The organism is Rhodanobacter humi (assembly GCF_041107455.1).
Classification (GTDB): Bacteria; Pseudomonadota; Gammaproteobacteria; order Xanthomonadales; family Rhodanobacteraceae; genus Rhodanobacter_A.
Genome location: NZ_JBGBPY010000001.1, coordinates 928,611 through 950,065, shown reverse-complemented (window position 1 = coordinate 950,065; position 21,455 = coordinate 928,611). Strand labels below are relative to the sequence as shown.

Below are 21,455 nucleotides of genomic sequence, written 5' to 3'. Positions count from 1 at the left end.
GACCGAGTGATGACGCAGGGGGGCGGGCAAACAGACCCGGCCCCGGAATTGATGGGTGCAGGGTTGCCTTGCCGTGGCCGCCATGCGGCAGCGCGCGGCTTGACCTGCCGGCCAGGCAGGCGCTGCGCCACGCGCCACCACCTGGCGGCCACGGCAAGGCAACGCGGCCCATGTGGAGACATTGAACAGGCTCTAAAGCGTTTGACCAGTCCGCGCAAGGCCGGCTGCCCGCGGCGCGCGGTCCACTCACCGGGGAGGATTGCTCATGAGTACACCGTCGGACCAGATGCCACCGCCGCCCGCCACCACCGAGGCAAGCAGCGACGACCGCAACGTGGCCATGCTCACCCACCTGTCGGGCTTCATCCTCAGCGTGATCGTGCCGCTGATCGTTTGGCTGATGCACAAGGACCGCGCCGACAAGGCCTATCTCGTGAAAGAGGCCAAGGAGGCGCTGAACTTCCAGATCTCCGTGTTGATCGGCTACGTGATCTGCTGGATCCTCACCATCATCATCATCGGCGTGCTGCTGACCTGGCTGCTGTGGCTGGCGAACCTGGTCTTCTGCATCGTCGCCGCGGTCAAGGTCAGTTCGGACGGCAGCTACCGCTACCCGTTCGCGTTGCGGCTGGTGAATTGAGCCTCGGCTGCATCGAAGCGAAAAAGCCCGCATCGCGGGCTTTTTCGTTTTTCAGCGATGGCGTTGCGCGGCGTAGCGGGCCAGCTCGGCCAGCAGTTCGGTGCGCGGCCCCAGCGGCGCGATGGCATCGAGGGCGATGTCCGTGAGTTCGGCCAGCCGTGCGCACGAAGCGTCGAGGCCGAGGATCGAGGGGAAGGTGGGCTTGTCGGCGGCGGCATCCTTGCCGGCGGTCTTGCCGATCACCGCGGATTCGCCTTCCACGTCGAGGATGTCGTCGCGCACCTGGAAGGCCAGGCCCACCGCGGAGGCGTAGCGATCCAGCGCGGCGAGCGTGGTTTCGTCGGCGCCGGCGGCGAGCGCGCCCAGCGCCACCGAGGCGCGGATCAGTGCGCCGGTCTTGCAGGCGTGCATGTGTTCGAGTTCGGCAAGAGTGAGTTTGCGGCCCACTGCGGCGAGGTCCAGCGCCTGGCCGCCGGCCATGCCTTCGGCGCCGCAGGCGCGGCCCAGCGCATGCAGCATGCGCATGCCGGTGGCGGCATCGGGCGCGGCGGCGGGCGCGGCGAGCAGTTCGAAGGCCAGCGCCTGCAGCGCGTCGCCCGCGAGTATCGCCATCGCCTCGCCGAACACGATGTGGCAGGTGGGGCGACCGCGGCGCAGCGCGTCGTCGTCCATCGCGGGCAGGTCGTCGTGCACCAGCGAGTAGGCGTGGATCAGTTCCACCGCGCAGGCGGCGGCGTCGAGTGCGGCCTCGTCATGGCCCAGTGCATGGGCGGTAGCGTAGACCTGCAGTGGGCGCAGTCGCTTGCCGCCGCCCAGCACGGCGTAGCGCATCGCGCGGTGCAGTTCGGCGGGGGATTGCTCGGCGTGCGGCAGGCTGCGATCCAGTGCCTGCTCGGCACGGGCGATCAACGACTGCAGGGCAGGGCCAAGCTCAGTGTTCGGGTTCAAACGGTTCGGCGCTGTCGGGGGCTTCGGGGTCGAGCAGCAGGCGCACGCGCAGTTCGGCCTGTTCCAGCGCCTGCTGGCAGTGACGGTACAGACCGATGCCGCGCTCGAAGGAGGCCAGCGATTCGTCCAGGCTCAGCTCGCCGCCCTCCATCTTCGCCACCAGCTGTTCGAGCTCGTCCAGCGAGTGTTCGAAGTCGGCGGCGGGCGGGGTCTTGGCGGCGGGGGAAACGGTCTTGGCCATGACCCGCAACGCTAGCGCAGCGGCGGTAGGGAATCAATGCGACAGCTTGCCATTGCGGTGCCTGGAGCGCGGTTTTGCAGGCGTTTCGGCAATCTCAGGCGCCGGCCTGCCAGCGCGGCTGACTGCCGGCGGCGGCGAACAGTTGCCGGCCGCGCATGCTGCACCAGCGGTCGGCCACCGCGACCAGCGTGTCGTCTTCGTACAGCAGCGGGCAGGCCAGACGTTGCCATGGCGGCAGCGCAGCCTGCTGGAACAGGTCGCGCAGCTCGCGGGTGTGCGCGTCGCCGACGGGTTTGAGGCGTTCGCCACCCCGGCGCAGGCGCACGACGAGCGGCGCGGGCAGGCGCGCATGTTCGTCGTGCAGCGTCAGCTGGCCGCCGTCGGGCAACGCGAGCGGCTCGCCCTGCCAGTGCGCTTGCCAGGAAGGATCGATGGCGAGCCGGGGGGCGCGTGCCCACAGCCGCCCCTTCCACACGTGCAGTTCCGCGCCGGGCCAGCGGATGCACGGCGACTGGCCTGGGCGGGCGGCGCACTGGCGTTCGACCTGTGCGCGCTGCGCGGTGGTGGGTGCGGGCAGGCCGCGCGCATGCAGCCAGTGATCGAGCAGGGGTTCGCGCAGTGCGGGAGCAAGCGCCAGCCAGTCGGCGGCGGCCAGGCTGCCGTTGGTGGTGTTGTGCAAGGCTTCGAAGGCGGCGAGCCAGTGTGTGCGCAGCGCGTCGGCGGCGGCGCGGCTGAGCGCGGCGCTGTGCAGGATCGAGTCCGTTGCCTGCGGCCAGTGCGCCGCGAGGCGCGGCAGGATCTCGTGGCGCAGCTGGTTGCGGGCGAGCCGGGTGTCGGCATTCGAGGGATCGTCGATGCAGGGCAGGCCGTGCACGGCGACGTAGTCGTGCAGTTGTGCGCGTGTGATGTCATGCAGCAGCGGCCGCCACAGCGTGCCCGCACCCAGCGGCCGGCGCTCGCGCATGCCGCCCAAACCTTCCGGGCCGGCGCCGCGCAGCAGCTTCAGCAGCACGGTCTCGGCCTGGTCGTCGCGGTGGTGGGCCAGCAGCAGGGTTTCGCCGGTGCGCAGCTGCGCGGCGAAGGCTGCGTAGCGGGCGTGGCGGGCGGCGGCTTCCAGGCCTGCGCCGCGATGCGTCTCGACCTGCACGCGCACGACTTCGCAGGGCACACCCAGCCCGGTACAGAAACGGCGGCAATGTTCGGCCCAGGCCGCACTGTCCGCGCGCAGGCCGTGGTCGACGTGCAGGGCGCGCAAGCCGCGTTCGCGCGCCGCGGGCAGTTGCGCCAGTGCGTGCAGCAGGGCGGTGGAGTCGGGGCCGCCGCTGTAGGCCACGCAGAGCGATGAAGGCGGCGCGACTTCCAGCGCGGCGGCAAGATGGCGAAGCAGCGGGTCGCTCACTTTTTGTCGGTGCGCAGGCGCATGTACATGTGCTTGCCGTTGCCGATGTGGCGTTCCTCGGTCTCGAACAGGCCAATGCCCTTGATCAGTCCGCTCAGCTTGGCATAGCCGTAATTGCGCGAGTCGAAGTCGGGCGACTGTTTGTTGATGATGCTGCCGATCGCGCCCAACCCGGCCCAGCCGGTGTCGTCGGAGGCGGCCTCGATCGCGTTGCGCAGCAGGTTCATCAGCTGACTGTCGCCGCGCAGTTCCTTCGCGGTGCGCCGTTTCACGCCGGCGCTGGGTTCGGCCTCGGAGGCCTGCACCAGCACCTCGGTGTAGATGAACTTGTCGCAGGCGGTGCGAAATGGTTCGGGCGTCTTGCGTTCGCCAAAGCCGTACACGGTGAGTCCGGATTCGCGGATGCGCGAGGCGAGTCGGGTGAAGTCGCTGTCGCTGGAGACGATGCAGAAGCCGTCGAAGCGCCCGGCGTAGAGCAGGTCCATTGCGTCGATGATCATCGCCGAGTCGGTGGCGTTCTTGCCCACGGTATAGCGGAACTGCTGGATCGGCTGGATCGAGTGGCGCAGCAGCACCTCTTTCCAGCCGTTGAGGTCGGGCTTGGTCCAGTCGCCGTAGATGCGCTTGACGTGCGCGGTGCCGTACTTCGCGATCTCGGCGAGCAGGCCTTCGACGATGGCCGGGCGCGCGTTGTCGGCGTCGATCAGTACGGCGAGCTTGTCGTGGGCCATGGCGGTTCCCGGCAGTCTGTGTGCCGTCGATGGTAGCGCCGGGCGTATCGCGACGGCGGTTATTCCTGGAACGCGCCGTAGCTGCGCAGGCGGCGGTAGCGCTGTTCCAGCAGGTCGGTCGTCGGCATCGCCTGCAGCTCGTCGAGCTGGTTCATCAGCACGGCCTTGAGGCGGATCGCCATCGAGCGCGGGTTGCGGTGGGCACCGCCCAGCGGCTCGCGGATCAGCTTGTCGATCAGGCCCAGCTCCAGCAGGCGCGGCGCGGTGAGGCCCAGCGCCTCGGCGGCGTCCTTGGCGCGCTCGGCGCTGCGCCACAGGATGGTGGCGCAACCTTCCGGGGTGATCACGGAATAGGTCGAGTACTGCAGCATGTTGGTGCGGTCGCCCACGCCGATCGCCAGCGCGCCGCCGGAGCCGCCCTCGCCGATCACGGTGCAGATGATCGGCGTCTTGAGGTCGGCCATCTCCAGCAGGTTGCGCGCGATCGCCTCGCTCTGGCCGCGTTCCTCGGCGCCGATGCCGGGGTAGGCGCCCATGGTGTCGATCAGGGTGAGTACCGGCAGGCCGAAGCGTTCGGCCATCTTCATCAGGCGCAGCGCCTTGCGGTAACCCTCGGGGCGCGGCATGCCGAAGTTGCGCCGGAGCTTGCCCTTGGTGTCGCGCGCCTTCTGGTGGCCCACGATCATCACCGCGCGGCCGTTGATGCGGCCCAGGCCGCCCACGATGGCGCCGTCGTCGGCGTACATGCGGTCGCCGGCCAGCTCGTGGAACTCCTCGCACATCACGCCGATGTAATCGAGCGTGTACGGCCGCGCCGGGTGGCGCGACAGCTGGGCGATCTGCCATGAACTGAGGTTCTTGAAGATGTCGTTGGTCTTGAGCTTGAGCTTCTCGCGCAGCCGGCCGACTTCCTCGTCGATGTTCAGCGCCTGGCCGTTGCTGGTATGGCGCAGCTCCTCGATCTTCGCCTCGAGCTCGGCAATGGGTTGTTCGAAATCGAGGAAGTTGGGATTCATTCGCCGAGGTTCATGGCACGGAAGCCCGGCAGTATACCGGTCACGTAAAAAAGGCGGGAACGGGCGCGTATGGGTATCCCGGCACTCCGGGCGGAGCGAGGTTGCGGCACATGGATGTGCCGCCCGTGCGCAGGCGCTTCAGTGCCTGCGCAGCGGAGGTGCAGTCGGCCTGCGGCCGGCTGTACCGACTCGAAAGCCGCCAGGAAGGCGGCTTTCGAGATCAGCAAAAGCTCTGGCTCTGGCGTTGGGGGTCTCAGAGCAGATGTTTCACTTTTCGCTGCGGACGAGCCGCAGCTTGGCCGCCGTCACCCCCGGCAACGCCCGCACCGCGCGCAGCAGGTCGGGAATGGCCTCCACCCGCCACTCCTCGCCGAGCTCCAGGTCGGCCTGCGCCGTGCCGTTGTGGTAGCCGTGCAGGCTGACGCTGGCGCGGCCACCGCGGTAGCCGGCCAGGGTCTGGCGCAGCTGTTCCGCGAAGCCGGGGCCGATGCCGTTCACTTTCACCTGCAGCAGGCGCGCATGGCGCCGGCAGGCATCGGCCAGGGTGGTGGCGCTGCGTGCACGGATCTGGAAGCCGCCGCCGGAGAATTCGTCGATGCGCAGGCCGCCCTCGACGATCAGCAGCTCGTCGCGCACCAGGAGCGGCGCCACCTGCTGGTACAGCTCGCCGAAGAAGCTCACCTCGATCGCGCCGGTGCCGTCCTCCAGCCGCACGAAGGCGTCGCTGTCGCCGCGCTTGCGCACGGCCACCACCATGCCGGCCGCGGTCCACGGCGTATCCGGGCCGCGGCGGAAGCGGTTGCCGTCGTCGCCATCGCTCTTGCGCGGCCGGGGTGGCTGGTAGCGCTCGACGATCTCGCCCAGGGGGCAGGTGGCGAGCTGGGCCAGTTCCTCGCGCCAGGGATCGACGGGATGGCCGGAGAGGTAGTGGCCCAGCGTGTCGCGTTCGCCTTGCAGTTTTTGTTCGAGCGGCCAGTCGGGCGCGGTGGACAGCTCGATCTGCACCACCGGTGTGGTTGCGCCCATCGCGGCGCCGAACATGTCGTTCTGGCCGGACTGGCGATCGCGCAGGTGCTGCTCGGCGGCCTTGATCGCGTCGGGCAGTTGCAGCATCAGGCTGGCGCGGTTGGGCGCCAGCGCATCCAGTGCGCCGGACAGGATCAATGCCTCCAGCACGCGCCGGTTGAGCTTGGTGGGATCGACGCGGCGGCAGAAGTCGGCGAGATCCTTGTACGCGCCGTCGCGCTGGCGTTCCGCGACGATGGACTCGCAGGCGCCCTGGCCCACGCCCTTGATCGCGCCGAGGCCGTAGCGGATTTCCTTGGGCTTGGTCGCCACGAACATGTAGTCCGAGGCGTTCACGTCCGGCGGCAGCACGGCGAGGCCGATCGCCTTGGACTCCTCGATGAAGGTCACCGCCTTGTCGGTGTTGTCCATATCCGACGAGATCGTCGCGGCCATGAACTCGGCGGGGTAGTGCGCCTTCAGCCACGCGGTCTGGTAGGAGACGAGTGCATACGCGGCGGCGTGCGACTTGTTGAAGCCGTAGCCGGCGAACTTCTCCATCACGTCGAAGATTTCGTCGGCCTTGTCGCTGCCGACGCCATCCCTGGCCGCGCCCTCGCGGAACTTGGCGCGCTCCTTCGCCATCTCCTCGACTTTCTTCTTGCCCATCGCGCGCCGCAGCAGGTCGGCGCCGCCGAGCGTGTAGCCGCCCACGATCTGCGCCATCTGCATCACCTGTTCCTGGTAGACCATGATGCCGTAGGTCTCTTTCAGGATCGGCTCGACGCGCGGGTCGGGGTACACCACGTCCTCGCGGCCGTGCTTGCGCGCCACGAAGTTGGGGATCAGGTCCATCGGGCCGGGGCGGTACAGCGCGCCCAGCGCGATGAGATCGTCGAAGCGGTCGGGCCTGGCGTCCTTCAGCATGCGCTGCATGCCCGAGGATTCGAACTGGAAGATCGCCACGGTCTTCGCCTTGGCGAAGATCTCGGCATAGGTATGCGCGTCGTCCAGCGGCAGCTTGGAAATATCCAGCGGCTCCTCGCCCATGGAATCGTCGTCTGCCGCTGGCAGACTCGAACTTCCTTTCCCCGTTTGCGGGGGAAGGTGCCCGGAGGGCGGAAGGGGGCGCTTCTCGGCGCGACGCGCGTTGATCGCCTTCACCGTCCAGTCGATGATGGTGAGCGTGCGCAGGCCGAGGAAGTCGAACTTCACCAGGCCGACCGCTTCCACGTCGTCCTTGTCGTACTGGGTGACCACGCCGCCGCCGCCCGCTTCGCAGTACAGCGGTGCGTATTCAGTGAGCGTCTTCTGGCCGATCACCACGCCACCGGCGTGCTTGCCGACGTTGCGGGTGAGGCTTTCCAGCTTCAGCGCGAGGTCGATCAGCGGGCGCGCCTCGTCCTCGTCCTGCGCGTACAGCTCGCAGAATTCCTTGACGACGCGCTCGGGCTCCTTCTTCGATTTCTCGGTGCGACCCAGCGCGTCGGACAGGGTGAGGTCGAGCGGGCGCGGCGGGATCAGCTTGGCGATCTTGTCCACCGCGCCGTAGCCCATGCCCAGCACGCGGCCGGAGTCGCGCAGCACCGCTTTCGCCGCCATCGAACCGTAGGTGATGATCTGGCTGACGTGGTCGCGGCCGTACTTGCGCGAGACGTAGTCGATCACCTCGTCGCGGCGGTCCATGCAGAAGTCGATGTCGAAGTCGGGCATCGACACGCGTTCGGGGTTGAGGAAGCGCTCGAACAGCAGGTTGAACTGCAGCGGATCGAGGTCGGTGACCTTCAGCACCCACGCCACCAGCGAGCCCGCGCCGGAACCGCGGCCCGGCCCCACCGGGATGCCGTTCTGTTTGCCCCAGTTGATGAAGTCCGCCACGATCAGGAAGTAGCCGGGGAAGCCCATCTTGATGATGACGTCCAGCTCGCGTTCCAGCCGCGCCTCGTAGTCGGCCAGCGTGTGGCCGGGCGCGAGCGGCGAGGCGGCGAGGCGTTCCTTCAGGCCCTGCCGCGCCAGTTCGCGGATGTAGCTGTCGAGGTCGTAGCCCGCGGGTACGGGGAAATCGGGCAGGTAGTAGGCGCCGAACTTCAGTTCGAGGTTGCAGCGCCTGGCCAGCTCGACGGTGTTTTCCAACGCCTCGGGGAGGTCCGCGAACAGCTCGGCCATTTCCTCCGGGGATTTCAGGTACTGCTGGTCGCTGTAGTCGCGCGGACGCTTGGGATCGGCCAGCACGCGGCCCTGGTGGATGCAGACGCGCGCCTCGTGCGCCTCGAAATCGTCGCGCTTGAGGAAGCGTACGTCGTTGCCGGCAACCACGGGCAGCGCGAGTTCGGTGGCCAGCGCCAGGGCGGCCTGGTTCCAGGTTTCCTCGCCCTCGCGACCGCAGCGGGTGAGCTGGAGATACAGGCGATCCGGGAACAGCCGCGCCAGCGGGCGCAGTTTCGCCAGCGCGGCATCGTGACCTTGCGACAGGGCGATGCGCGCCGTTTCGCTCTCGCGGCCGAGCAGGGCGATCAGGCCATCCGTCGCGGCGGCGGTGAGCCAGCCCGCCTCGACCAGCGCGCGGCCGCCGTGCTGGCCCTCCTGCCAAGCGCGCGAGACGAGCCGCGACAGGTTGAGGTAACCCTCGCGGTGCTGGCACAGCAGGGTGAGTCGCCACGGGCGCGGATCGTCCGGCGCGGCTATCCACAGGTCGCTGCCGCAGATCGGCTTGATGCCCGCCGCGCTGCAGGCCTTGTAGAACTTCACCAGCGCGAACATGTTGCATTCGTCGGTGAGCGCCACCGCCGGCATGCCTGCCTGAACGCAGGCGGCGACCAGCGCCTTGATGCGGATGGTCGAATCGACCAGCGAATACTCGCTGTGCAGGTGGGTATGGACGAAGCGTGCGGGCATGCGGATCGACGCGGTGAATCCATGCAGGCTAACCGGCACCCGGGCCAGCGGCAAGATTGACTTCCGCGCGATGCGCCTGGCGCGGGGCGGCGGCTGGATTCCGGCGGTCGAAAGTCCGCCGAGGGCCCTACAGGCTGCCGCCGGCGTTGCCGGCGGCGGAGGTGGCTGCGGTCCCGGCGAGCAACTCGTTGATCTCGCCCACCAGGGTGTCGAGCATGTCTTCACCGTAGCCGACGTGGACGTGCGCCACCGTGCCGTCGCGACGCAGCATCACCATCACCGGAATGCCCTTGTCGCTGCCGTAGGGCCTGCCCAGTGCGCCATCGCGATCCCAGGTCATCAGCAGGCCGGGCAGGCGCGGGCGTAGGGCGCGCACGGCGTTCACGAAGACGCGCCGATCCTCGCGATAGTTGACGGTGACCACCTGCAATGGCAGGCCACGCTGGGTCGCCAATGACTGCAGGTTCGCCAGCACCGGCATTTCCTTCATGCAGTAGCCGCACCAGGTGGCCCAGAAACTGACCACCACGACCTTGCCGTGCAGCGACGAAACCGTCACCGCCCGGCCGTCCTGGGTCGTGCCCAGCGCGTCCGGCGGCGTGTCGCCCGGTTGCACGTGCGCGTGGGCGGCCACGCAGAACATCAGTCCGAGCAATACGGCGGCGATACGGCGCATGTCATCCCTTTTCCCCGGATAGCGTCGCCAGCGTAGCGAGCGGCGTGGGGCAGGGGAAGCATCGCCGCTCAACGGACATGGAAGCGCTCTTCCTCCGGTTCCTCGCTGGACGGCAGGTAGTGGCCGAGTCCGTCCACCTTCAGCGGATGGAGGTTGTAGTCGGCATGCAGCGGCAGGTTTTCATCGGCGCCGCCGGTGGCGAGTTCAGCCTGTGCCGGCACGGGCATGCCGGCCGGCACGGGAGAAGCGGTCGAATGGTTGGACGGGAGCATCATGGCACGACTCCTGCGATGGGCGATGCGCGTTGTGCGCAACGGTGGCAGCAATCGGCGGGTCTGATCTGGCGGGACGTCGCCGCTGCTGCGGACGCGTCCATGCGGACGGGGCTTCCTGCAGTGAATGATGCTCCCGCGCGGGGAAAAGTTGCATAGACCGATGGCCTATGCCGATCCATTTCGCCGGCGGGCGATCAGCAACCGGGGTCGTCCGGGAACAGCGTTGCCTGATCCAGCAGCAGGCGCACCGGCGCGAAGCTGCGCCGGTGCTGCGTGCAGGGGCCGAGCCGCTGCAGCGCGGCCAGGTGGGCCGGCGTGGGATAGCCCTTGTGCACGGCGAAGCCGTAGCCGGGATGGCTGGCATCCAGCGCCACCATCAGGCGGTCGCGGGTGACCTTGGCGAGGATCGAGGCGGCGCTGATCGCCGGCTCCAGCGCGTCGCCGCCCACGATGGCGCGGCCGGGGCAGGGCAGGTCCTTCGGCAGCTTGTTGCCGTCCACCAGCGCCTCCTGCGCGGCGGGCGCGAGGCCGGCCACGGCGCGGCTCATGCCGGCCATGGTGGCCTGGAAGATGTTGAGCCGGTCGATCTCCTCGGCCTCGACCACGATCACGCAGTGCGCCAGCGCGCATTCGACGATCTGCGGATACAGCGCTTCGCGGCGCTTTTCGCTGAGCTTCTTGGAATCGTCGAGGCCGGCGATGGGACGCGCGGGATCGAGGATCACCGCAGCCACCACCACCGGGCCGGCCAAGGGCCCGCGACCGGCCTCGTCCACCCCCGCTCTTAAAGAAATGTTGTTGGACGAAGTCGAAATATTCATGTTCGCAAAGACGTTGGAGAATGCGGGCCCGCTCGGCGCGTTCGCCTCCTCTCCCGCTTGCGGGAGAGGATTGAGGAGAGGGGTCGGGGCTTGCGATGGGTTGGATCAGAGCGTGCTCCGGTCCAGCCTAGTTGCAACGTGTCCCCTCACCCCAACCCTCTCCCCAAAGGGGAGAGGGAGAAAGTCATGCATGCCCTGGCTCTATCAACTCCCCAATCGCCCCGGCCGCCGCTTCCGCCGCACCGCCCTCCAGCTCCGCGCGCAAGGCCCGGTGCAGCTGCTCGAACGCGGCCACGATGGCGCCGCGGCGTTCGCTGTCGTTGAACAGCGCAAGCACGGCGTCGGCGAGTTTCGCGGCGGTGCAGTCGTCCTGCATCAGTTCGGGCGCCAGCACGACATGCTCGCCCATGCCGCAGGCGCGGGCGAGAATGTTCGGCAGCGCGTAGACGTCGGTCTTGAGCATGCGCAGCAGCCTGGCGATGCGGTAGCTGGCGGGCGCGACGCGGTAACCCACCACCATCGGCCGCTTGGCCAGCATCGCCTCCAGCGTGGCGGTGCCGGAGGCCAGCAGCACCACGTCGGCGGCCTGCATCGCCTCGTGGGCCTGCCCGTCCAGCAACTGCAAGGCGGCGGCGTCCTGCGGTGTCCTGGCGATCAGGGCGCGCAGCCGTTCCAGCATGCGCGGGTTGGCGGCGGGGATCACCACGCGCAGGCCGGGCAGGGCGGCGGCCACGCGCCGCGCGGCGTCGAGGAAAGGTTCGCCCAGCCGGGCCAGCTCGCTGCCGCGGCTGCCCGGCAACACGGCCAGCACCGGCGCATCCTGCGGCAACTGCAGTGCGTCTCGGGCGGCGGCGCGGTCGGACACCAGCGGGAAGCGGTCGGCCAGCGGGTGGCCGGTGAAGCGCGCATCGACGCCGTGTTTCGCATAGATCGCGGGCTCCATCGGGAACAGGCACAGCACGCGGTCGGCCGAACGGCCGATCTTTTCGGCGCGCTTTTCGCGCCACGCCCACACCGAGGGGCTGACGTAATGAACGGTGCGCAGGCCGGCCTGCTTGAGCCGCTGCTCCACGCCAAGGTTGAAGTCCGGCGCATCGATGCCGACCACCACGGCGGGTTGCGCGGCGAGCAGGCGCGCGACCAGTGCCTTGCGCAGATTCAGCAGGCGCGGCAGGTGCGACACCACTTCGGCGAGGCCGAACAGCGACAGTTCGCGGATGTCGAACCAGGATTCGAAACCCTGTGCCTGCATGCGCTTGCCGCCGATGCCGACGAAGCGGGCGTGCGGGTAGCGTTGGCGCAGCGCGGCGATCAGGTCGGCGCCGAGCTGGTCGCCGGAGTCTTCGCCGGCGAGGAGGGCGATGAGGGGGGATTCGGTTGGCGCGGCGCTGCTCATGCGGGGGAGTGTAATGCCCTGCCTGTGAACTACGGGCGCGCAACGCTTTGCCGAATCCCGGCTCCAAGAGCCAGAGCGCGTACCTGATTTGCCGATATGCGGGGCGCATATCGGCGGCGCTTATCGGGCCAATGCCCTCTCGCTGCGGTCGATGAAGTCGAGCATCGCGCGCACGTCGGCGCTGTCCTCAGCCTGCGCGACGAGCTGCTCGCGCGCCTCGGGCAGGGAGAGGCCGGCCATGTACAGGGTGCGGTAGGCGCGCTTGATCGAGGAAATGCGCGCGCCGTCGAAACCGCGGCGCTTCAGGCCCTCGCTGTTGATGCCGCGCGGGCGGCCGTGCTGCTCGTTCGCCATCATCAGGAACGGCGGCACGTCGGAGCCGACCAGGCAGCCCATCGCGATGAAGGCGTGCGCGCCGACCTTGCAGAACTGGTGCACGCCGGCGTAGCCGGAGATGATCACCCAGTCGCCGATCTCCACGTGCCCGGCCAGCGCCGAGTAGTTGGAGAACACGGTGTGGTTGCCTACCTGGCAGTCGTGCGCGATGTGCACGTAGGCCAGCAGCCAGTTGTCGTCGCCGATGCGGGTGATGCCGCCGCCGTCGCCGGTGCCGCGGTTGATGGTGACGAACTCGCGGATCAGGTTGCGGTCGCCGATCACCAGTTCGGTGCGCTCGCCTTCCCACTTCTTGTCCTGCGGCGAGTTGCCGATCGAGGCGAACTGGGAGATACGGTTGTCGCGCCCGATCCGGGTCGGCCCCTCGATCACCACATGCGGGCCGATCACCGTGCCGTCGCCGATCTCCACCTCGGCGCCGATCACGCTGTAGGCGCCGATGCCGACGTTGGCGCCGATCTTCGCGGCGGGGTCGACCTGCGCAGTGGGGTGGATCGAGGCGGCTTGGGTCATTTGTCCGACCTCGCCGCGCACATCAGTTCGCAGCTGGCCACTTCCTTGCCGTCCACCAGGGTGCGCGCGGCGAACAGACCCATGCCGCGCATCACGCGCTTCACCGACACTTCCAGCCGCAGCTGGTCGCCCGGCACCACCGGCGCGCTGAAGCGCGCGTTGTCCACCTTGACCAGGTAGAACAGCGGGCTGGCAGTGTTGCCCCGCATGCGGTTGCTGAGCTGGGTGAGCAGGCCGGCGGCCTGCGCCATCGCCTCCACGATCAGCACGCCCGGCATCACCGGGTGGCCGGGGAAGTGGCCGTTGAAGAACGGCTCGTTGATGGTGACGTTCTTGATCGCCACCACGCTCTGGTCGGGCACGATCTCGACCACGCGGTCGACCAGCAGGAACGGATAGCGATGTGGCAGCAACTGCTGGATCTGTTCCACGTTCACCGGCAGGATCACGGGGGCGGGGGCGTCACTCATCGTTGTTGTCCTTCTCCAGCGCCGAGAGACGGCGCGCGAAATCGTCCAGGTGCTTGAAGCGGGCTGCGCTCTTGCGCCACTGGCGGTTGTCCTGCAGCGGGGTGCCGGAGGAATACTCACCCGGCTCGCGTATCGAGTGCGTGACCAGGCTCTTGGCGGTAATGGTAACCCGGTCGGCCAGTTCGAGATGGCCCAGCACGCCGGCATTGCCGCCGATCTGGCACCAGCGGCCGATCCTGGCGCTGCCGGCCACTGCGGCGCAGCCGGCCATGGCGGTGTGCGCACCCACGTGCACGTTGTGGGCGATCTGGATCTGGTTGTCGAGGCGCACGTCTTCCTCCAGCACGGTGTCGTCCAGCGCGCCGCGGTCGATCGTGGTGTTCGCGCCGATCTCGCAGTCGTCGCCGATGCGCACGCCGCCGAGTTGGGGGATCTTCAGCCAGTGGTCGCGCTCGAAGGCGAGGCCGAAGCCGTCCGAACCGATCACTACGCCCGGGTGAACCAGCACGCGCCGGCCCAGCGTCACCCGCGTCACCAGGGTCACCCGCGCCACCAGGCGCGACTGGGCGCCCACGATGCAGTCTTCGCCCACGATGCAGTGCGGGCCGAGCACGGCGCCGTCCTCGACTGTCGCGCCGCGTTCGATCACGCAGCACGGGCCGATGCTGGCGCCGGGGGCGACCTTCGCGCCGACGTCCACCACCGCGCTGGGATGGATGCCGGGAGCGGCAGCCGGCAGGCGCTCGTACAGCGCGGCGATCTTCGCGTAGGCCACGTAGGGATCGGCGGCGACCAGCGCGTCGACCGGGCAGTCGGCCAGGTGTTCCTCGCGCAGGATCACCGCGCCGGCGTTGGTGGCGGCCAGTTGCGCGGCGTACTTGCCGGTGGAGAGGAAGCTGATCTGTCCAGCCTGCGCATGCGCGAGCGTGGCGACGCCCTCGATGCGGCGGCCGCCGTCGCCCTGCAGGCGCAGGCCGAAGCGTTCGGCCAGCTCTGCAAGGGAATGGCTGGCGAAGGTATGGCTGGGATGCTGGCTCAAGGGCGTCTCCGCGTCGGGCTCGTGATTGTATCGGCCGGGACCAACAAGCGAAAAGCGCGGCAAGCCGCGCTTTTCGCTTGTGCGACGTGGTTCCGCCCGGTCAGAACGTGGAGCCGAAGGTGAACTGGATGCGTTCCTCGTAGTGGCCGTCGTCAGCCTGGGTGCGGAACGGCAGCGCGAAGTTGATGATCATCGGGCCGATCGGCGCCTGCCAGTGCAGCGACAGGCCGGTGGAGGCGCGCAGCGTGCTGGCGCTGAAGCTCTGCCAGTTCGCATAGGCGTTGCCCACGTCGACGAACCAGGACACGCGAGCGGTGTTGACGTCCTTGAGGAAGGGCAGCGGCAGGTACAGCTCGGCCGTGCCCAGCACCTTGAACGCGCCGCCGACCGGCTGCGCGTAGGAGTAGTAGCTGCCGTTGCAGATGCCGCTCGCATTGGGTGTGCCGGTGCCGGAGCAGATGCGCGGGCCCAGCGTGTTGTCCTGGAAGCCACGCACGTCGCGCACGCCGCCGGAGTAGAAGTTCTCCCAGAACGGGAAGTCGTTGCGCACGTCGGTCAGGGTCTGGCCGTTGGCGGCGTAGGCGGCCTTGAGCTGGTCGAACTGCGTGTCGCTGATGCCGTTCTGGCCGTAGGTCTTGCCGTAGCCCACCTGGCCGTCGAGGTAGAGCACGAAGCCGTGGCCGATCGGCCAGTAGTGGTTCGCCTCGCCGGTCAGCTTCCAGTACTTCACGGTGGAGCTCGGCAGCGCCACCTCGGCGTTCAGCGACAGCACGCCGCCGCGGGTGGGCGCCCAGTAGCCGTTGCGGGTGTCGAGGTTCCAACCCAGCGTGCCGATCGTCGAGTGGATCGTGTAGTTGCCGATCTCGTTCTGGTAGTCGACCAGCTGCTGCGGCGTGTAGCCGGGGATCGAGTTGATCTTGTTGCTGCTGAGGCCGATGCCGGCGCGGATGCTCTGGAAGTCGGTGATCGGCAGGCCGAGGTAGGTGGAGAACGCCTTCTGGCTGGTGGAGTAGTTCGCAAACTCGCTGTTGTCGACGTTGCCGTAGTCGGTCTTGGAGTAGGTGGCGCTGTAGCCGATGCCCACGCCGTTGTCGGTGAGCGAGGGGTTGTAGTAGTTGACGTTGAACTTGGTGTAGTAGCTGCTGCGCTCACCGCTCACCGACACGCTGTCGCCGGTGCCGAACAGATTGCGCTGCGACACCGAGGCGGACAGGATGATGCCCGAGTACTGCGAGTAGCCGACGCCGAACTGCAGGCTGCCGGCGGACTGCTCCTCGACCTTGACGGTGACGTCGACCTGGTCGTCGGAGCCGGGCACCTTCTTCTTGTCGATGTCGACCTTCTTGAAGTAGCCCAGCTGCTGCAGGCGGATCTTCGAGCGGTCGATCGCCGCCTGCGAGTACCAGGAGCCCTCGAGCTGGCGCATCTGGCGGCGCAGCACGTCGTCCTCGGTGCGTGTGTTGCCCTCGAAGACCACCCGGCGCACGTACACGCGCTGGCCCGGTTCGATGTAGAGCGTAAGGTCGACGGTGCGCTTGTCCTTGTCGAGCTTCGGGTACGGCGTGACCTTGGCGTAGGCGTAGCCGATGTTGGCCAGCAGCGCCTTGATCGCCTTGGTGCTGGCCTCGATCGCGCCGCGGTTGAACACCTCGCCCGGCTTGACGAACACCAGCTGGCGCAGCGTGGTTTCCGGCAGCACCAGGGTGCCGAGCAGCTTCACGTCGGAGATCTTGTAGATCTCGCCTTCCTTGACGTCGGCGGCGAGGTACATCGACTGCTTGTCCGGCGCGATCGTCACCTGGGTGGAATCGACGCCGAAGTCGGCGTAGCCGCGGTCCATGTAGTAGGACTGCAGCTTCTCCAGGTCGCCGGAGAGCTTCTCGCGCGAGTACTGGTCGTTCTTGGAGTACCAGGACATCCAGTTCGGCGTGCCCAGCTCGAAGCCGTCGCGGATCTGCTTGTCGGTGAACGCGTGGTTGCCGACGATGTTGATCTCCTTGATCTTCGCCACCTGGCCTTCGCGGATCTCGATGTCGATCGCCACGCGGTTGCGTTCCAGCCGCACCACGTGCGGGATCACCGAGACGCTGTACTTGCCGCGGTTGTAGTACTGGTGGATCAGCTCCTGCTGCACGTTGTCCAGCGCCAGCCGGTCGAAGGTCTCGCCCTCGGCCAGGCCGATCGACTTCAGGCCCTTCTTGAGGTCGTCGGTCTTGATGTCCTTGTTGCCGCGGATGGTGAGCTTCGCGATCGACGGCCGCTCCACCACCTTGATCACCAGGATGTTGCCGTCGCGCTCCATCTCCACGTCGCTGAAGAACTTGGTCTGGTACAGCGCGCGGATCGCCCGCTGCGCGGTGGCGTCGGTCATGCGGTCGCCGCGGCTCATCGGCAGGTAGTTGAACACCGTGCCGGCGGAGATGCGCGAGAGGCCGTCGATGCGGATATCCGAGATCACGAACGGATCGAAGGCGAACGCGTTGGCGGAGAGGGAGGCAAGCAGCAGCAGGGCGGCGATACGCTTCATCGTCGATTCCGGTGGAGGGTTTCGATCAGGCCGCCGGCCCGATCAAGGCACGCGGCAGGGCAGGGCCCTGTCGCGAGAAAGAGCAGGTGCCCGCGAGGGGCACCGGATGCAACAAGCCGCCGCGCGATGGCGCGGCCGGCACGAACGTTTGCGGCGTCGACGAACCGGGAGCACGGATCATCGGCGTCACGACAGCAGCAGGCGATGGATGTCGTTGTAGAACACCAGGCCCATCAGGCTGAACAGCAGCACCAGCCCGATGTATTGGCCGATCGCCATGGCCTGCTCGCTGAGCGGGCTGCCCTTGAGCAACTCGATAAGGTAATACAGCAGGTGGCCGCCATCCAAGACGGGGATCGGCAGCAGGTTCAGCACCGCCAGGCTCAGCGACACCATGGCGAGGAATTGCAGGAACCAGGCCAAGCCCATGTGGGCGCTGGCATTGGCCATCTGCGCGATGCCGATCACGCTGGACAGGTTCTTGGTGGAAGCCTCGCCGCCCAGCATCTTGGCTATCATGCCGAAGGTCTGGGTGACCTGGCGCCAAGTGCCGGCCAACGCTTCGCGCAGCGCGCGCACGGGCCCGTAGCGCAGCGTGGCGGTTTCCATCGGCGGTGCGCCGATGCCGATCATCCAGTCGGCAGGCTGGCCCTGCAGCGACTCGCGTTTCGCCACGACTTCCAGCGGAATCGTCCGGCCGTTGCGCTCGACCACGATCGCCAGTTTCGGCGACTCCACCGCACCTTGTTGCACCAGCTTGCCCAGCGTCTCGAAATCCGACACCGGCTTGCCGTCCACGCTGAGGATGCGGTCGCCGCCCTGCATGCCGGCCAGCGCGGCGGGCTGGTCGTCCAGCACGGTGGCGGCCACCGCGGCCGGCGACGCCAACCGCAGGCCCAGGGTAGTGAAGTACTGATCGATGGTCTGGCCGGGCGGCAGCTTGTCCAGCGGCAGCACGAGCTGTCGCTGCGTGCCGTCGGGGTCGCGCACGTCCAGCGGCAGCGGGGTGCGGCCCAGCAGGCCGTTGGCCACCGCGTCCAGCGAATCGCTCCAGGTATCCACCTCGCGGCCGCCGACGCGGAGGATGCGGTCGCCCGGCTGGATGCCCGCCAGCGCCGCCATGCTCTGCGGCTTGGCGGTGACGATCGGCGCCGCGTCGGGCCGGCCCAGCATGAACATCAGCCACAGCGCGGCCACGGTGAAGATCAGGTTGAAGCCCGGTCCGGCCAGCACGATCAGGATGCGTTTCCACACCGGCTGCGTGGTGAATTCCTGGTTCTGGAACTGCGGCGGCACCACGCCCTCGCGGGCGTCCAGCATCTTCACGTAGCCGCCCAGCGGGATCGCGGCGATCTGGTACTCGCAGCCATCGCGGCCGATGCGCTTCCACACCGCCTTGCCGAAGCCCACCGAGAAGCGCAGCACCTTCACGCCGCAGCGGCGCGCGACCCAGTAATGGCCGAACTCATGGAAGGTCACCAGCACGCCCAGCGTGACCAGCAACCAGAACACCGAGCCGAAAAAGGAAGTCATCAAGCGCCGTGGCAGGAAATCAAGGGTGACAGGATATCAGCAAGCCCGCCGCAGCATGCGCCGGGCCGCGGCCCGCGCCTCGCCGTCGCGTGCGACCAGAGACTCCACATCGACCACGGCAAGCGGCGGCAGTTCCGCCAGCACACCCTCCACCACCTCGGCGATGGCGAGGAACGGCAGGGCGCCGGCCAGGAAGGCCTCCACCGCCACCTCGTTCGCCGCGTTCAGGATCGCCGGCGCGTCGCCACCCGCGCGCAGCGCCTGGTAGGCGAGGGCGAGGCAGCGGAAAGTGTCCAGATCCGGCGCCTCGAATTCCAGTGCGCCGCAAGTGGCGAGGTCCAGCGGCGTCACGCCCGATGCCACGCGTTCGGGCCAGGCCAGCGCATGGGCGATCGCGGTACGCATGTCCGGGTTGCCGAGCTGGGCCAGCACCGAGCCGTCCACGTATTCCACCAGCGAGTGCACCAGGCTCTGCGGGTGCACCGCCACCTCGATCGCGTCGGCGTCCGCGCCGAACAGGTGGTGCGCCTCGATCACTTCCAGGCCCTTGTTCATCAGGGTGGCCGAATCCACCGAGATCTTGCGGCCCATCGACCACTTCGGATGCTTGCAGGCCTGGTCCGGCGTCACCGTCGCCAGTTCGGCGCGTGTGCGGCCGCGGAACGGGCCACCGGAGGCGGTGAGGATCAGCCGGCGCACGCCGCTCTTCGCCAGCTCCGGACGACCGCCGGGCAGGCACTGGAAGATCGCGTTGTGTTCGGAGTCGACCGGGATCAGTTCGCCGCCACCGGCGCGCAGCGCCTCCAGCAGCAGCGGGCCACCGAGCACGATGGATTCCTTGTTCGCCAGCAGCAGGCGCTTGCCTGCCCGCGCGGCGGCCAGCGTGGAGTCCAGCCCCGCGGCGCCGACGATCGCGGCCACCACGGTGTCGCACAACGTGCCGGATGCGGCGGCGGTGAGCGCGTGATGGCCGCTGGCCACCTCGCAGCGCACGCCGGCTGCGGCGAGCCGGCGCGCCAGCTCGCCTTCCAGCGCGGGCTCGGCGATCACCGCCAGTTCGGGGCGATGCGTGGCGCACAGCGCCGCCAGCGCATCCACGTTGCGGTGCGCGCTGAGCACGCTGGCGCGGAAGCGGTCCGGATGCCGCGCGATCACGTCCAGCGTGCTGGCGCCGATCGAGCCGGTGGCGCCCATGACGGCGACGCGTTTCATGGCCTGTGTCTCTTGCGGGGGAATCGGGAGTCGGGAATGGGGAACAGGAAAAGCGGATTATTGGCGAGTTTGCTGGCGCGCGGCACGAGCCGCGCACCGCGGTTCGATTCCCTGCTCCCTGTTTCCGACTCCCGGCCTTTCATATCCCCAGCAGCCACAGGCCCAGGGCGAACACCGGCAATGCGGCGAACACGCTGTCCATGCGATCCAGCAGGCCGCCGTGGCCGGGGAAGATCGTGCCCGAATCCTTCACCTGCGCATGGCGCTTCATCAGGCTTTCCAGCAGATCGCCCACGATCGAGGCGGCAACCGTGAGCACGGCCAGCACGGCGAGGCCGAGCAGGGCGCCGCCGCGCACGCCCAGCAGCCAGCCGCCGACGAGGCAGACCAGGGTGCCGGCCACCAGCGCGCCGTAGGCGCCGGCGCGGGTCTTGCCGGGGCTGATCTGCGGCGCCAGCTTGCGCTTGCCGAACCGGCGTCCGCTGAAATACGCGCCGATGTCGGCGGCCCACACGATGAGCAGCGCCAACAGCATCCACCCGTGGCCGTGCGGCTCGCGGCCGTGCAGGGCGATCACGGCGATCCAGGCGGGGAACATCACGAAGGCGCCGGCCGCGAGCTTCAGCGCGCGGTTTTCCGGCGTCGGCGCCGCGCCGAACGCGAAACGCCCCAACCACAGGCAGGCCAGCAGCCACCACGCCACGCCCAGCACCAGCAGCAGCGGCACCAGCGCGCCGGCATGCGCGAACCACAGCAGCACGAACAGCGCGGCGGCGACCACCAGCAGGGCGATGCGCATGGATGCCTTGTGCACGCCGGCGAGGCGCGCCCATTCCTCCAGCGCGCCCAGGAACAGTGCGGCGCCGACCACGGCGAGCCACGGCGTGGGCAGCAGCAGGATGATCAGGATCGCCAGCGGCGCGAGCAGCAAGGCGGTGATGACGCGCTGGAACAGCATGCTTACCCCTGGGAGTCCGTGGCGATCTGATCGCCGGTGCGGCCGTAGCGGCGTTCGCGTCGGCCATAGTCCTCGATCGCCCGGTGCAGGCAGGCCTGGTCGAAGTCCGGCCACAGGGTATCGGTGAAATGCAGTTCGGCATAGGCCGCCTGCCACAGCAGGAAGTTGCTGAGCCGGCATTCGCCGCCGGTGCGGATGAACAGGTCCAGCGGTGGCAACTCGGCCAGGCACATGAAGCGGTCGAGCGCGGATTCGTCGATGGCCGCGACGGTCAGCTCGCCGCGTGCCACCGCGGCGGCGGCCTCGCGCGCAGCGTGGGCGATCTCCCAGCGGCCGCCGTAGTTCACCGCGATATTGAGCTGCAACTTGCGGTTGCCCGCGGTGCGCGCCATTGCGGCCTGCATGCGCTCGCGCAGCGGCGCGTCGAACGCGGCCAGGTCGCCCACGAAGCGCAGCCGCACGCCCTGGGCATGCAGCTCGTCGGTTTCCTTGTCCAGCGCACGCACGAACAGCGCCATCAGCGCGCCGACTTCCTCCGCGGGCCGCTTCCAGTTCTCGCTGGAGAACGCGAACAGGGTGAGCGCCGCGACGCCTTCGCGCAGGCAGCCTTCCACCACCTCGCGCACCGCCTTGCGGCCGGCGTTGTGGCCGAAGCTGCGCGGCCGGTGGCGCGCCTTCGCCCAACGGCCGTTGCCGTCCATCACGATGGCGATGTGGCGGGGGATGGTCATGAGTGCCTGTGGCTGGTTCCTTCTCCCCTTGGC

19 protein-coding genes are annotated in these 21,455 nt (G+C 68.5%); 1 reads left to right on the top strand and 18 read right to left on the bottom strand.

The window, feature by feature from the left end:
• Nucleotides 1-265 precede the first annotated feature (265 nt).
• Nucleotides 266-640 (top strand): DUF4870 domain-containing protein, encoded by a 375-nt coding sequence (locus tag AB7878_RS04355; protein ID WP_369493175.1) that lies wholly within the window; start codon nucleotides 266-268, stop codon nucleotides 638-640.
• Nucleotides 641-691: 51 nt separating this feature from the next.
• Here the strand turns inward: AB7878_RS04355 and AB7878_RS04350 are convergent, their stop codons facing one another.
• The 18 genes from AB7878_RS04350 to uppS all read right to left on the bottom strand — a co-directional run bounded on the left by AB7878_RS04350 (nucleotide 692) and on the right by uppS (nucleotide 21,422).
• Nucleotides 692-1,588 (bottom strand): polyprenyl synthetase family protein, encoded by an 897-nt coding sequence (locus tag AB7878_RS04350; RefSeq protein WP_369493174.1) that lies wholly within the window; start codon nucleotides 1,586-1,588, stop codon nucleotides 692-694.
• A complete protein-coding gene (locus tag AB7878_RS04345) occupies nucleotides 1,572-1,829 on the bottom strand; it encodes an exodeoxyribonuclease VII small subunit (protein WP_077481563.1) in 258 nt (85 codons plus the stop codon). Before AB7878_RS04345 ends, AB7878_RS04350 begins: the two co-directional genes overlap by 17 nt.
• 94 nt (nucleotides 1,830-1,923) lie before the next feature.
• Complete coding sequence (gene tilS, locus AB7878_RS04340; protein WP_369493173.1) at nucleotides 1,924-3,228, bottom strand: tRNA lysidine(34) synthetase TilS; 1,305 nt, start codon at nucleotides 3,226-3,228, stop codon at nucleotides 1,924-1,926.
• Nucleotides 3,225-3,959: an NYN domain-containing protein gene (locus AB7878_RS04335; protein WP_369493172.1), complete on the bottom strand. Its 735-nt coding sequence runs from the start codon at nucleotides 3,957-3,959 to the stop codon at nucleotides 3,225-3,227. Before AB7878_RS04335 ends, tilS begins: the two co-directional genes overlap by 4 nt.
• Before the next feature lie 59 nt (nucleotides 3,960-4,018).
• Nucleotides 4,019-4,975, bottom strand: coding sequence for an acetyl-CoA carboxylase carboxyltransferase subunit alpha (locus AB7878_RS04330; RefSeq protein WP_369493171.1), 957 nt, complete (start codon nucleotides 4,973-4,975; stop codon nucleotides 4,019-4,021).
• 267 nt (nucleotides 4,976-5,242) lie between these two features.
• Complete coding sequence (gene dnaE, locus AB7878_RS04325) at nucleotides 5,243-8,875, bottom strand: DNA polymerase III subunit alpha (RefSeq protein ID WP_369493170.1); 3,633 nt, start codon at nucleotides 8,873-8,875, stop codon at nucleotides 5,243-5,245.
• A gap of 127 nt (nucleotides 8,876-9,002) precedes the next feature.
• The gene (locus AB7878_RS04320) at nucleotides 9,003-9,551 is read right to left on the bottom strand and encodes a TlpA family protein disulfide reductase (protein ID WP_369493169.1); all 549 of its coding nucleotides are present in this window, start codon (nucleotides 9,549-9,551) and stop codon (nucleotides 9,003-9,005) included.
• Nucleotides 9,552-9,619: 68 nt separating this feature from the next.
• On the bottom strand, nucleotides 9,620-9,826 hold the full coding sequence (locus tag AB7878_RS04315; protein ID WP_369493168.1) for a hypothetical protein: 207 nt from the start codon (nucleotides 9,824-9,826) through the stop codon (nucleotides 9,620-9,622).
• 194 nt (nucleotides 9,827-10,020) lie between these two features.
• A complete protein-coding gene (rnhB, locus tag AB7878_RS04310; protein WP_369493167.1) occupies nucleotides 10,021-10,647 on the bottom strand; it encodes a ribonuclease HII in 627 nt (208 codons plus the stop codon).
• 184 nt (nucleotides 10,648-10,831) lie between these two features.
• Complete coding sequence (gene lpxB / locus AB7878_RS04305; protein WP_369493166.1) at nucleotides 10,832-12,043, bottom strand: lipid-A-disaccharide synthase; 1,212 nt, start codon at nucleotides 12,041-12,043, stop codon at nucleotides 10,832-10,834.
• Nucleotides 12,044-12,163: 120 nt separating this feature from the next.
• A complete protein-coding gene (gene lpxA, locus AB7878_RS04300) occupies nucleotides 12,164-12,952 on the bottom strand; it encodes an acyl-ACP--UDP-N-acetylglucosamine O-acyltransferase (protein WP_369493165.1) in 789 nt (262 codons plus the stop codon).
• Nucleotides 12,949-13,422 (bottom strand): 3-hydroxyacyl-ACP dehydratase FabZ, encoded by a 474-nt coding sequence (fabZ, locus tag AB7878_RS04295; RefSeq protein ID WP_369493164.1) that lies wholly within the window; start codon nucleotides 13,420-13,422, stop codon nucleotides 12,949-12,951. The genes lpxA and fabZ overlap by 4 nt, the downstream gene beginning before the upstream one ends.
• Nucleotides 13,415-14,461 carry a UDP-3-O-(3-hydroxymyristoyl)glucosamine N-acyltransferase gene (lpxD, locus tag AB7878_RS04290; protein WP_369493163.1) on the bottom strand — a complete coding sequence of 349 codons (1,047 nt, stop codon included), beginning with the start codon at nucleotides 14,459-14,461 and terminating at the stop codon, nucleotides 13,415-13,417. The genes fabZ and lpxD overlap by 8 nt, the downstream gene beginning before the upstream one ends.
• A 100-nt stretch (nucleotides 14,462-14,561) precedes the next feature.
• Nucleotides 14,562-16,988: an outer membrane protein assembly factor BamA gene (gene bamA / locus AB7878_RS04285; RefSeq protein WP_369493162.1), complete on the bottom strand. Its 2,427-nt coding sequence runs from the start codon at nucleotides 16,986-16,988 to the stop codon at nucleotides 14,562-14,564.
• Between the two features lie 186 nt (nucleotides 16,989-17,174).
• Entirely contained in the window at nucleotides 17,175-18,521 is a 1,347-nt protein-coding gene (rseP, locus tag AB7878_RS04280; protein ID WP_369493161.1) for an RIP metalloprotease RseP, read from the bottom strand.
• Between the two features lie 36 nt (nucleotides 18,522-18,557).
• The gene (locus tag AB7878_RS04275; RefSeq protein WP_369493160.1) at nucleotides 18,558-19,733 is read right to left on the bottom strand and encodes a 1-deoxy-D-xylulose-5-phosphate reductoisomerase; all 1,176 of its coding nucleotides are present in this window, start codon (nucleotides 19,731-19,733) and stop codon (nucleotides 18,558-18,560) included.
• Nucleotides 19,734-19,872: 139 nt separating this feature from the next.
• Complete coding sequence (locus AB7878_RS04270; RefSeq protein ID WP_369493159.1) at nucleotides 19,873-20,691, bottom strand: phosphatidate cytidylyltransferase; 819 nt, start codon at nucleotides 20,689-20,691, stop codon at nucleotides 19,873-19,875.
• Between the two features lie 2 nt (nucleotides 20,692-20,693).
• The gene (gene uppS / locus AB7878_RS04265; protein ID WP_369493158.1) at nucleotides 20,694-21,422 is read right to left on the bottom strand and encodes a polyprenyl diphosphate synthase; all 729 of its coding nucleotides are present in this window, start codon (nucleotides 21,420-21,422) and stop codon (nucleotides 20,694-20,696) included.
• Nucleotides 21,423-21,455 lie beyond the last annotated feature (33 nt).

What these genes read in the sequence shown, in the direction of transcription:
- AB7878_RS04355 (WP_369493175.1), top strand. Translation starts at nt 266, where the DNA reads ATGAGTACACCGTCGGACCAGATGCCACCGCCGCCCGCCACCACCGAG.
- AB7878_RS04345 (WP_077481563.1), bottom strand. Translation starts at nt 1,829, where the DNA reads ATGGCCAAGACCGTTTCCCCCGCCGCCAAGACCCCGCCCGCCGCCGAC.
- AB7878_RS04335 (WP_369493172.1), bottom strand. Translation starts at nt 3,959, where the DNA reads ATGGCCCACGACAAGCTCGCCGTACTGATCGACGCCGACAACGCGCGC.
- AB7878_RS04330 (WP_369493171.1), bottom strand. Translation starts at nt 4,975, where the DNA reads ATGAATCCCAACTTCCTCGATTTCGAACAACCCATTGCCGAGCTCGAG.
- dnaE (WP_369493170.1), bottom strand. Translation starts at nt 8,875, where the DNA reads ATGCCCGCACGCTTCGTCCATACCCACCTGCACAGCGAGTATTCGCTG.
- AB7878_RS04320 (WP_369493169.1), bottom strand. Translation starts at nt 9,551, where the DNA reads ATGCGCCGTATCGCCGCCGTATTGCTCGGACTGATGTTCTGCGTGGCC.
- AB7878_RS04315 (WP_369493168.1), bottom strand. Translation starts at nt 9,826, where the DNA reads ATGATGCTCCCGTCCAACCATTCGACCGCTTCTCCCGTGCCGGCCGGC.
- rnhB (WP_369493167.1), bottom strand. Translation starts at nt 10,647, where the DNA reads ATGAATATTTCGACTTCGTCCAACAACATTTCTTTAAGAGCGGGGGTG.
- lpxB (WP_369493166.1), bottom strand. Translation starts at nt 12,043, where the DNA reads ATGAGCAGCGCCGCGCCAACCGAATCCCCCCTCATCGCCCTCCTCGCC.
- lpxA (WP_369493165.1), bottom strand. Translation starts at nt 12,952, where the DNA reads ATGACCCAAGCCGCCTCGATCCACCCCACTGCGCAGGTCGACCCCGCC.
- fabZ (WP_369493164.1), bottom strand. Translation starts at nt 13,422, where the DNA reads ATGAGTGACGCCCCCGCCCCCGTGATCCTGCCGGTGAACGTGGAACAG.
- bamA (WP_369493162.1), bottom strand. Translation starts at nt 16,988, where the DNA reads ATGAAGCGTATCGCCGCCCTGCTGCTGCTTGCCTCCCTCTCCGCCAAC.
- rseP (WP_369493161.1), bottom strand. Translation starts at nt 18,521, where the DNA reads ATGACTTCCTTTTTCGGCTCGGTGTTCTGGTTGCTGGTCACGCTGGGC.
- AB7878_RS04275 (WP_369493160.1), bottom strand. Translation starts at nt 19,733, where the DNA reads ATGAAACGCGTCGCCGTCATGGGCGCCACCGGCTCGATCGGCGCCAGC.
- AB7878_RS04270 (WP_369493159.1), bottom strand. Translation starts at nt 20,691, where the DNA reads ATGCTGTTCCAGCGCGTCATCACCGCCTTGCTGCTCGCGCCGCTGGCG.
- uppS (WP_369493158.1), bottom strand. Translation starts at nt 21,422, where the DNA reads ATGACCATCCCCCGCCACATCGCCATCGTGATGGACGGCAACGGCCGT.